Origin of the sequence: Archangium lipolyticum (assembly GCF_024623785.1) — a bacterium.
In the GTDB taxonomy this organism is placed as follows: Bacteria; Myxococcota; Myxococcia; order Myxococcales; family Myxococcaceae; genus Archangium; species Archangium lipolyticum.
Window position 1 is genome coordinate 1 of the sequence record NZ_JANKBZ010000067.1, and the last position, 11,186, is coordinate 11,186.

Sequence of the window (11,186 nt, forward strand, 5' to 3'; positions counted from 1 at the left end):
CGCGAGGGGCGAGCACCAGGCAGGAGCCGGCCACCAGGGAGCCGAAGATTTCGGCGATGGAGGCGTCGAAGCTCAGGGCGGCGAACTGCAGGACGCGGCTGGTGGGGGTGAAGCCGTGGTGACGGGCGGCGGCCAGGGACGTGTTGCACAGGCCGCGGTGGTGCAGCAGGGTGCCCTTGGGCTGACCGGTGGAGCCGGAGGTGTAGATGATGTAGGCGAGGTTGTCGGGGCCCACGGGGGAGGAGGGAGGCGTGGTGGGCTGGGAGGCAACCTGGTGCCAGTCGGAGTCGAGGCAGAGGAGCTGGCCGTAGGCGGGCAGCTCATCGGCGAGGCTCTCCTGGGTGAGGAGGACGGGGGCGCCGCAGTCCTGAAGCAGGAAGCCGAGGCGAGCGGCGGGGAGGGAAGGCTCCAGGGGGACATAGGTGCCGCCAGCCTTGAGGATGGCGAGCAGACCGATGACCAGCTCGAAGGAGCGCTCCAGGCAGAGGGCGACGGGAGTCTCCACGCCGACGCCCAGGGAGAGCAGGTGGTGGGCGAGCTGATTGGAGCGCTCCTCCAGCTCCCGGAAGGAGAGGGTGGAGTCGCCGACGCACAGGGCGGGAGCGTCCGGGGAGCGGGCGGCGACAGCCTGGACCAGGTGGTGGGCGCAGGAGTCGGAGGGGAAGGGCGTGGTGGTGGCGTTCCACTCCACGAGCACCTGGTGCCGTTCCTGCTCGGACAGCAGCGACAGCTCTCCCAGGCGCTGCCCGGGGTTCGCGACCATCGCCTCCAGCACCCGCTGGTAGTGCCGCGACATCCGCGCGACCGTCTCCTCGTCGAAGAGGTCGGTGCTGTACTCCCAGTGGCCTCGCAGCCCCTCGGGGGACTCCTCCAGCGCCACGGTGAGATCGAACTTGGCCGTCCGGGCCTCGCTCTCGACGGCGCCGAGCTTCACTCCGGGTAGCTCCAGATCCACGTCCGGCGCGTTCTGCAGCAGCAGCTTCACCTGGAAGAGCGGGGCGTGTCCGAGGCTGCGCTCGGGGTTGAGCTCACGCACCAGCTCCTCGAAGGGCACATCCTGGTGCGCGTAGGCGGCCAGGGCCGTCTCCCGGGCCTTCGCCAGCAGCTCGCGGAAGCTCGGGTTGCCCGACAGGTCTCCGCGCATGACGAGCTGGTTCACGAAGAAGCCCAGCAGGCCCTCCGTCTCGGCGCGGTTGCGGTTGGCGATGTCCGTGCCGACCACCACGTCCGTCTGCCCGCTGTAGCGCGAGACCACCGCCTGGAAGGCCGTCAGCAACGTCATGTACAGCGTGACGCCCTCGCGGCGGCTCAGCCGGACCAGGGCCTCGCTCAGCGGCCTGGGCAGGCGCACCCGCAGGTGGGCGCCGCGGAAGGACTGCACCGGCGGGCGGGGCCTGTCCGTCGGCAGCTCCAGCACCGGCAGCGCCGCGAGCTGGCGCCTCCAGTAGCCCAGCTGCGCCTCCAATGCCTCGCCCCTCAGCCACTGCCGCTGCCACACCGCGAAGTCCGCGTACTGCACCGGCAGCTCGGGCAACGCAGGCGTCTGGTCCTTCACCAGCGCCTCGTAGATCGCCGCCACCTCGCGCACCAGGATGCCCGCGGACCAACCATCCGTGACGATGTGATGCATCGTCACCAGCAGCACGTGCGAGCGCGCGTCCAGCCGCAGCAGCACCGCCCTCAGCAGCGGGCCCCGCTCCAGATCGAACGGCCCCTCGGCCTCCTGTCCGGCGCGGCGGCGCACCTCGGCCTCGTGCCCGGCGGACGGCAGGGAGGACAGATCCACCACCTCCAGCTTCGCCTGGGGCTCGGCGGAGATGCACTGCACGGGGCCTGAGGGACCGTCACGGAAGGTGGTGCGCAGCACCTCGTGGCGGCGCTGCAGCTCCAGCACGCAGTGCGCGAGCGCGTCCACCCGCAGCTCCCCCTCCAACCGCACCGCCAGGGGCATGTTGTAGAAGGGGTTGCCCGGCGACATCCGATCCAGGAACCACAGCCGCTGCTGGGCGAAGGACAGCGGCAGCGCCTCGTCGCGCGGCGCCGGCTTCAGCGCGGGCACGGCCAGCGCCGTCGCGCCCGTCCGCAGCGACTGGATGCGCCCGGCCAGCTCGGCCACCGTGGGCGCCTCGAAGAGGGTGCGCAGCGGCACCTCCACTCCACACGACTCGCGCAGCCGGCTCACCACCTGCGTGGCCAGCAGCGAGTGTCCTCCCAGCTCGAAGAAGTTGTCCTCGGCTCCCACGCGCTCCGCGCGCAACAGCTCGCCGAAGAGCCCCGCGACCAGCTCCTCCATCGCGTTGCGCGGAGGCACGTAGCGCTCCGTGCCCGGCGTGGCCTGCGGTGCCGGCAGCGCCCGCCGGTCCACCTTGCCGTTGGTCGTGAGGGGCAGCGCCTCCAGTACCATGAAGGCCGAGGGCACCATGTACTCGGGCAGCCGCTGCCGCAACGCCTTCCGCAGCTCGCCCGGCTCCAGTGTCTGTCCCGGCCTCGCCACGAGGTAGGCCACCAGCCGCTTGTTGCCCGGCACGTCCTCGCGTGCCACCACCACCGCCTCGCGCACCGCGGGCTGCTCCACCAGCGCCGCTTCGATCTCTCCCGGTTCGATCCGGAAGCCGCGCACCTTCACCTGCTGGTCCGCGCGGCCCGAGAACTCGAGCTGTCCATCCCCCCGCCACCGCACCACGTCACCCGTGCGGTACAGGCGCGCGCCGGGCTCGGTGCTGAACGGGTGCGGGATGAAACGCTCGGCCGTCAGATCCGCCCGGCCCAGGTAGCCGCGGGCCAGTCCCACGCCACCCAGGTACAGCTCGCCCTTGTGTCCCACCGGCACGGGCCGCAGGTGCCCGTCCAGCACGTACACCTCCACGTTCGGCAGCGCCCGGCCAATGGGCGGCACCCGCCCGTCCGCCTGGCACTCCACCAGCGTGGCCACCACCGTGGCCTCCGTGGGGCCGTACGTGTTGAGGAAGCGCCGCTCCGGCGCCCAGCGCGCCACCACGTCCTCGGGGCACGCCTCGCCTCCGGAGATGACGGTGCGCAGCGCCGGCAGTCCATCCGCCGGTGTGGCCGCCAGCGCCGCCGGCGTGAGGCTGAGCACCGTGATGGAGGACTCCCGCAGCAGCTGCTGCAGCGAGGGCCCCGGCATCATCTCCTCGGCGGGCGCCAGGCACACCGTGCCGCCCGCGCACAGCGTGGTGAAGATCTCCTCCACGGAGATGTCGAAGGCGGGGCTGGCGAACTGCAATACCCGGCTGCCGGGCCCCACCTGGTAGGCCTGGGCCTCCTGCACCACCAGGTTGACCACGCCCCGGTGCGTCACCAGCGTGCCCTTGGGCCGCCCGGTGCTGCCCGAGGTGTAGAGCACGTACGCGAGGTTGTCCGCGCCCGCGCCCGACTCCACCTTCCCGTCCGCCTCCCGCTCCAGCTCGCTCCAGAGCGAGTCCAGGCACAGCGTCTCCGGACGCCGGGCGGGGAGCCGCTCCAGCAGCTTCTCCTGGGTGAGGAGCACCCGTGCGCCGCTGTCCTCCAGCAGCCAGCCCAGGCGCTCGGTGGGCAGAGATGGATCCATCGGCACCCAGGCGCCACCGGCCTCCAGCACTCCGAGCATGCCCACCACCAGCTCCAGCGAGCGTCGCGCGCACAGGCCCACCCGCACCTCGGGGCCCACGCCCAGCGCGCGCAGCCGCCGCGCCAGCCCGCGCGCCCGCCGCATCATCTCCGTGTAGGTGAGCCGCTGGCCTCCGTACTCGGCCGCCACCGCCTCCGGTGTCCGCACGGCCTGGGCCTCCACCAGGTGGTGCAGGCACGACTGCCCGGGGAAGGGCGCACGCGTGCCCTTCCACTCGCCCATGAGCCTCTCGCGCTCCGCCTCCGTGAGCAGCCCCAGCGCGGACAGCCGGCGCTCGGGGTGCGCCACCGCCTCCTCCAGCAGCCGCCGCAGGTGGCCCACGAAGCGCGCCACCGTCGACTCGTCGAAGAGCTCGGTGCCGTACTCCAGCTCGCCCACCAGCTCGCCGCCGTTGTGCGAGAGCGACAGCGTCAAATCGAAGGGCGAGTGGCCGGCGTGGGCCGGCAGGTTCTCCAGCCGGAGCTCGGGCAGCTCCGAGGCCGTGTCCCGTCCCACGTTGTGCAGCACGAACATGACCTGGAAGAGCGGCGTCCTGCGCAGGTCCCTCTCCGGCTGCAGCGCATCCACTACCGCCTCGAAGGGCACGTCCTGGTGCGCATAGGCCTCCAGGGAGCCCTGGCGCACGCGGGCCACCAGCTCGCGGAAGGACGGGTCATCCGAGAAGGTGGTGCGCAGCGCCAGCGTGTTGACGAAGAGGCCGATGAGGCCCTCCGTCTCCTTGCGCGTGCGGTTGGCGATGGGCGTGCCCACCACCACGTCGTCCTGTCCCGCGTAGCGGCCCAGCAGGACCTGGAAGGCGGCCAGCAGCACCATGAAGGGCGTGGCCCCCTCGCGCTGGGCGAGCTCCTGCACCGCCTGCGTCAGCCCGCGCTCCAGGCGCACGGGATACACCGCTCCCGCCAGTGTCGGGTCCACCGGGCGGGGTCTGTCCAGGGGCAGCTCCAGCGGAGCCGCTCCCCGGAGCCGCTCCCGCCAGAAGCCGAGCTGCCGCTCGAGCTCCGCTCCCCGCATCCACTGCCGTTGCCAGCGGGCGAAGTCCGGGTACTGCCAGGAGAGCGGAGGCAGGCGCGGCTCCATGCCGCGGGAGAAGGCCTGATAGAAGGCCGCCATCTCCCCCATCAGCAGCTCCATGGACCAGCCGTCGCAGATGATGTGGTGCAGCGTGAGCAGCAGCAGGTGCTCGTGCTCGCTCAGCCGCAGCAGCGTCGCGCGGACCAGGGGGCCCCGCTCCAGATCGAAGAGTTGCCGCGCATGGGCCCGCATCCGCTCCTGGGCGGCGAGCTTCGGCTCGGGCAGGGCGCGCAGATCCTCCAGCGGGAGCTCGAACCGGGCGGGCGGCCGCACCACCTGCCGCGGCTCACCCTGGTGCTCGACGAAGGTGGTGCGCATCGCCGCGTGGCGCGTCACCAGCGCTTCCAGGCCCCGGCGCAGTGCCTCCGCGTCCACGATACCCAACAGCCGGAAGGCGAACGGGTTGTTGTAGAGCGAGGTGCCCGGTTGCAGCTTCTCCAGGAACCACAGCCGGTGCTGGGCGAAGGACAGCACGCCCGGCTCCACCTCCACCGGGGCGCTCGTCTGGGGTTGCGCCGGGACGGCGGTGTTGGCCGCTTGCGCCGCCTGCTGCTCGGCCAGCCGCCGCAGCAGCAGCTCGCGCTTCTCGGGAGGCAGGTTGGCGATGCGCTTCTCGAGGTCGCTCGTCTTGTTGCTCATTCCAGCTCCGAAAGGAGGGCTTCCAGGGCAGCGGTGTCCGTCGCGGCCGTGCGTGCCTGGAGGATGACCGTCGCCATACCGGCGGGAGTGGGGTGCTCGAACAGCGTGCGCAGGGGCAGCTCCACCTGGAAGGACTCGCGCACGCGGGAGAGCACCTGGGTCCCCAGCAGGGAGTGCCCTCCCAATTCGAAGAAGTCGTCGTGGATGCCGACCTCGGCCACGCCGAGCAGCTCCTGCCAGATGTCGGTCAGGCCGCGCTCGAGGCTGTCACGCGGGGCCTCGTAGGCGGTGCGCAGCCGCGGACGGCGGTGGCGCGTGGTGGGGACCCGGGCCGCCTGTTGCACCTGCTGCACCCAGAGGGTGCGCCGGGCCGCCAGGTCATGCGTGGAGACGATCCACCGCGCGGCCTCGGGAGCCGCCAGCAGCCGGCGCAGGGCGTCCATGCCCTCGGGCAGGGTGATGGAGGTGCCCGCCTCGTCCTCGTCCCGGGCCTGCCAGCCATCCCAGCCAACGGAGATCCACGGCGTCGCCCCCTCGCGGGAGCGGACGGCGGCGAGGCAGTCCAGGAAGGCATTGCCGGCGGCGTACGCGGAGAAGCCCAGGCCACCCAGCACGGTGGAGATGGAGGACTGGAGGAGGACGAAGTCCAGCGGCTGATCGCGCAGCGCCTCGACGAGCGCGAGCGTGCCCCGCACCTTGGCCCGCACCAGGGGCTCGCAGCGCTCGGGCGTGGAGTCCCGCATGGCCACGTGCGTGTCCTCGCCGACGACTCCCGCCGAGTGCACCACGCCATGCAGCGCGCCGAAGCGCTCGCGGGCCTGGGCCAACGCCTGCTCCAACTGCGCCGGCTGCGACACGTCCGCGCGCACCAGCAGCACCTGGGCTCCCCGTGCCTCCAGGGCCTGCAACCGCCGGATCTTCCGCGACACCCCATCCTGCTCGCCGCGCGCGGCCAGCCACGCCGGCCACTCCTGGCGCTCGGGGAAGGGGGAGCGTCCCACCAGCACCAGCCTGGCGCGCGCCGCCGAGGCGAGATACTCCGCCATCATCAGTCCGATGCGGCCCAGGCCACCCGTCACCAGGTAGGTGCCGCCCTCGCGCAGCCGTCCCAGGCCCTGGCTCGGGGCGGGCAGCGGGTGCGGTGCGTAGCCCTCCACCCACCGGTGCTCGCCACGCAGGGCCACCAGGGGCTCATGGGACGGGGCGCGCAGCTCCGCCACCACCTGCTTCGCCAGCCGCGTCAGCCGGGCGCCACCCTGCGCGGGCGCCACCACGTCCAACAACTGGCAGCGCAGCCGCGGGTACTCCTCCTGGGGCAGCACGCGGCACGGTCCCAGCAACAACGCGTTGCCCGGACGCAGCGGCTCGTCTCCCGTCACGTCCTGCGTGCCGCAGGTGACGACATGGAGCGTGCTCTCCGCCTGTCCCAGGCGCGGCCCGAGGGCCTGCGCCAGCGCGAGCAGATCCTGGAAGCCCCGCTCCTGCTCCGCCTCCAGCGAGGACGCCGGCTCCAGGCTCCACAGGTGCAGCACGTGCTCGGGCAGGGAGCCCTGCTGGCGCAGCTCCTCCATCAGGGCCTCGTGATCGGCCCGGCGCCCCGGGGCCAGTCCCCACTCGCGCTCACCGAGCCGGGCCAGGCCCTCCGCGCGCGGTACCACCCGCACCACCCGTGCGCCCGAGGCCTCCAGCCCCTCCACCACCTGCCGGCCCAGTCCCGTGCCGTCCACGTACACCAGCCAGCGCGTGCCGCTCAGCTCCTTCGAGCCCGTGGCCGGCAGCCGCGCCGGCTTCCACGCCGGGACGTGGAACCAGGCGCCCACCTCGGTCTTCTTGCCCGCCGTGCCCGGCGCCTGCTGCACCATCGCCATACCGGCGCCGCGCTCGATCCAATAGCGCTCGCGCTGGAAGGGGTAGGTGGGCAGGGGCAGACGGCCGCGCTTCTCGGAGGCGTACAGCTTCGCCGCCTCCAGCTTCACGCCCTCCTGCCAGAGCTGGCCCGCGGCCTCCAGCAGGGGCGAGCCGGTACCGGGCCGCTCACGCCGCGCGCCCAGCGAGCCCACCACCGTCACCGCCGCGGCGCTCCCCGCGCACTGGCGCACCAGCGTGCTCAGCGCCCGTCCCGGACCCACCTCGAGGAAGATGCGCGAGGGCTCGGAGAGCAGCGTGGCCACGCCCTCGGCGAAGCGCACCGGGCGCCGCAGGTGGTCCGCCCAGTAGCGGGGATTGGTGGCCTGCTCGGCGGTGATCCACGTCCCCGTGACGTTGGAGATGAAGGGGATCTTCGGTGGAGACAGGCGCAGCGTGCGCACCCTGGCCTCGAAGAGAGGCAGTGCCGCCTCCATCATCGCCGAGTGGAAGGCGTGCGAGGTGTGCAGGCGGCGGTGCTGCACGCCCTGCTGCGACAGGCGCGTCTCCAGTGCCTGGATGGCGGGGGTCGGCCCGGTCGCCACACACAGGGCCGGCGCGTTGATGGAGGCCAGCTCCAGCTCCGCTCCCAGCAGCGGACGCAGCTCCTGCTCGGACAGGGCCACCGAGAGCATGGCGCCCTCGGGCTGCCGCTGCATGAGCCGGCCGCGCTCGGCCACCAGCGCCAGCGCGTCATCCACCGAGAACACCCCGGCGAGGCACGCGGCCACGTACTCGCCCAGGCTGTGGCCCACCATCGCCTGGGGCTTCACTCCCCAGCTCATCCACAGCCGCGCCAGCGCGTACTCCACGACGAAGAGCGCCGGCTGCGCCAGGGCCGTCTGCTCGAGCCGCTCGGCGGCCTGCTCCTCCTGGCCCTGCTTCGGGTAGAGCACCTCGCGCAGATCGAACCCCAGGTGCGGCACCAGCTTCTTGCAGCACTCCTCCAGGTGGCGGCGGAAGACGGGCTCGGAGGCGTACTCCTCTCGCGCCATGCCCGGCTCCTGCGTTCCCTGGCCCGGGAAAAGGAAGACAACGGGGCGCTCGTTGGCCTCCTGCTCCGTGGTGAGCACCCGGCCGGGCTCGCGTGACTGGAGGAGCCGCTGGGCCTCCGCCGTGTCGCCGCAGACCAGGACGCGGCGGTGCGCGAAGCGCCTGCGCCCCGCCAGCAGCGTGTAGGCCACGTCTCCCAGGTCCGCCTCCGGGTGGCTGGAGAGCCACGAGGCCAGGTTGTCGGTGGCCTGCTCCAGGGCCTCGGGCGTGCGGGCCGAGAGCGCCAGCAGGTGCCGCGGCTTCGCGCTGGGTTGGAGCTCCCTTGCCGGGGCCTCCTCGAAGACGGCGTGGGCGTTGGTGCCGCCCATGCCAAAGGAGCTGAGACCCGCGCGCCGGGGGGCTCCGGGCGGGGCGGGCCAGGGCTTCAGCACGTCGTTGACGTAGAAGGGCCCGCCATCGAAGTCGATACGCGGGTTGGGCTGGGTGAAGTGCAGCGTGGGCGGCATCTCGCGGTTGCGCAGCGAGAGCGCCACCTTGATCAGCCCGGCCAGACCAGCGGCCGCGTCCGTGTGGCCGATGTTCGTCTTCACCGCGCCCAGCGCGCAGGTGCGCCGCTGCCCCGCCCGCGAGCGGAAGGCCTGGTTGAGCGCGGCCACCTCGATGGGATCTCCCAGCGTGGTGCCGGTGCCGTGCGTCTCGATGAATTGGATGCTCTCGGGCTCCACGCCCGCCACGGCCAGGGCCTCGGTGATGACGGCGGCCTGTCCCTCCACGCCGGGGGCGGTGAAGCCCACCTTGGCGCTGCCGTCATTGTTGATGGCGGTGCTCAGCACCACGGCGTGGATGAAGTCCCCATCCTCCAAGGCCTCCGAGAGGCGCTTGAGCAGCACCACCCCCACGCCGCCGCTACCCGCGGTGCCCTGGGCCTGGGCGTCGAAGGCCCGGCAATGCCCGTCCGGCGAGTGGATGCCACCAGGAGAGTAGAGCTCGCCGGTGTGCGGATCCGAGGAGAAGGAGACGGCACCGGCCAGCGCCATGTCGGACTCGCGCGACAGCAGGCTCTGACAGGCCATGTGCACCGCCACCAGTCCGGTGGAGCAGGCCGTCTGCACGGTGACGGCCGGGCCGCGCAGGTCCAGCTTGTGGGCCACCCGGGTGCACAGGAAGTCCTTGTCGTTGGCGAGCGTGAGGGCGTAGGCCCCCACCGACTCCATCACCTGCGCGTTCGGCAGCAGGCGCGTGAGCAGGTAGGAGCTGGGCCCCGTGCCACCGAAGAGGGCGATGGGTCCGGGGAAGGACGCCGGCTCGTACCCTCCGTGCTCCAACGCCTGCCAGGCACACTCGAGGAAGAGGCGCTGCTGCGGATCCATCACCTCGGCCTCGCGCGGGCTGTAGCCGAAGAAGGCCGCGTCGAACAGCTCGGTGCCCTCCAGCACGAAGCCCGAGCGCACGTAGTCCGGCCTCGAGTACAGCGAGCGGTCCACTCCCGCGGCTTCCAGTTGCTCGTCGGTGAAGGTGGTGCGCGACTCCACGCCCTGCCGCAGGTTGCGCCAGAAGGCCTCCACGTCCGGGGCGCCTGGGAAGCGGCCTGCCATGCCGATGATGGCGATGGCCTCTGCCGGGTTCTCCGCGGGGGCCTGCTCACTCATCTTCACTCTCCTCCTGGACACTGGGGGGGACACGGGCGGTGCGGCGCTGCCCGTGGTGTTGTCGCCGAGCCTCACCCACGCCGTTTGGAGCCGCTCCAATCGGTCTGGCGCCAACGGCTGGCGCATGGAGGTGTCAGCACGCGAACAGTCGGTAGGGTACTGGAAAGAGCACTGGCAGTGCTACCCACAACGCCGAGGCGCCTGACGCCCGCTGGCCCGCATGCCCCAGGGAGCGCCTCGCCAGCGCTCGCCTGGGGTCGGCCCTCGTGACGATCCAGGCCTAGTCCTCGGAATCGTCGGAATCGTCGCGCGACCCGCTGGCGCGCCGGCCCCGGCCTCGAACCGGCGCCCGGTTCTGCCGCCGGCTCTCGCCACGCTGCTGGCTCTGCTCCACCCGGTCCGGTCCCGACTGCTGGCTCGTGAGGTGCTCGGCCAGCGAGCCGATCGTCGGGTACTGGAAGAGGTCGGTCAGGGCCACCTGCAGGCCCAGCTCGGTGCGCAGCCGACCCTGGAGCTGGACGATGGTGAGCGAGTTGCCGCCCAGCTCGAAGAAGCGCTCGTCGCGCCCCACGCGCTTCACTCCCAGCAGCTCCCGCCACAGCTTCGCCAGCGAGCGCTCCAGCTCCGTGGCCGGCTCGACGAAGGCGACCTGGGGCATCTCCGGCGCGGGGAGGGCCTTGCGGTCCACCTTGCCGTTGGGAGAGAGGGGGAAGGACTCCATCACGACGAAGGCGGAGGGCACCATGTGCTCGGGCAGAGCCTGCCGCAGCGACTGCTGGAGCACGGAGGAGTCCACCGCCTGCTCCGGCCTGGGCACCACGTAGGCCACCAGGCGGGCCTGGCCCGGCCTGTCCTCGCGCACCACCACCACCGCCTCGCGCACGGAGGGCAGTTGCAGCAGCGCCGTCTCGATTTCACCCAGCTCGATGCGGAAGCCGCGCACCTTCACCTGGGAGTCCATGCGGCCCAGGAAGTCCAGCCGGCCATCGGACAGACGGCGCACCCGGTCGCCGGTGCGGTACAGGCGGGCACCGGGCTCGGCGCTGAAGGGGTCGGGGATGAAGCGCTCGGCGGTGAGCTCCGGACGGGCCAGGTAGCCGCGGGCCACGCCGGCGCCACCGATGTAGAGCTCGCCCACCGCGCCCACGGGGACCAGACGCAGGTCCTCGCCCAACACGTGCAGGGTGGTGTTGGCGATGGGACGGCCGATGAGGACGTTGCCGGTGGAGGGGTCCTCCGGAGCCACCTCATGGATGCAGCAGCCCACGACGGTCTCGGTGGGGCCGTACTCGTTGATGAGG

Annotated in this window: 3 protein-coding genes; all 3 read right to left on the bottom strand. The window is 72.4% G+C overall.

Annotation, left to right across the window (positions count from 1 at the left end; all coding sequences use genetic code 11):
- Window positions 1–5,338 (bottom strand): non-ribosomal peptide synthetase (locus tag NR810_RS51670; RefSeq protein WP_257463564.1); only part of this gene is annotated, 5,338 nt, incomplete at its 3' end.
- Entirely contained in the window at window positions 5,335–9,885 is a 4,551-nt protein-coding gene (locus NR810_RS51675) for a type I polyketide synthase (RefSeq protein WP_257463565.1), read from the bottom strand. The genes NR810_RS51670 and NR810_RS51675, both read right to left, overlap by 4 nt.
- Window positions 9,886–10,165: 280 nt before the next feature.
- Window positions 10,166–11,186 (bottom strand): non-ribosomal peptide synthetase (locus NR810_RS51680; RefSeq protein WP_257463566.1); only part of this gene is annotated, 1,021 nt, incomplete at its 5' end.

Excerpts from the sequence above, each read along its gene's own strand:
- NR810_RS51675 (WP_257463565.1), bottom strand. The coding sequence starts at position 9,885 with ATGAGTGAGCAGGCCCCCGCGGAGAACCCGGCAGAGGCCATCGCCATC.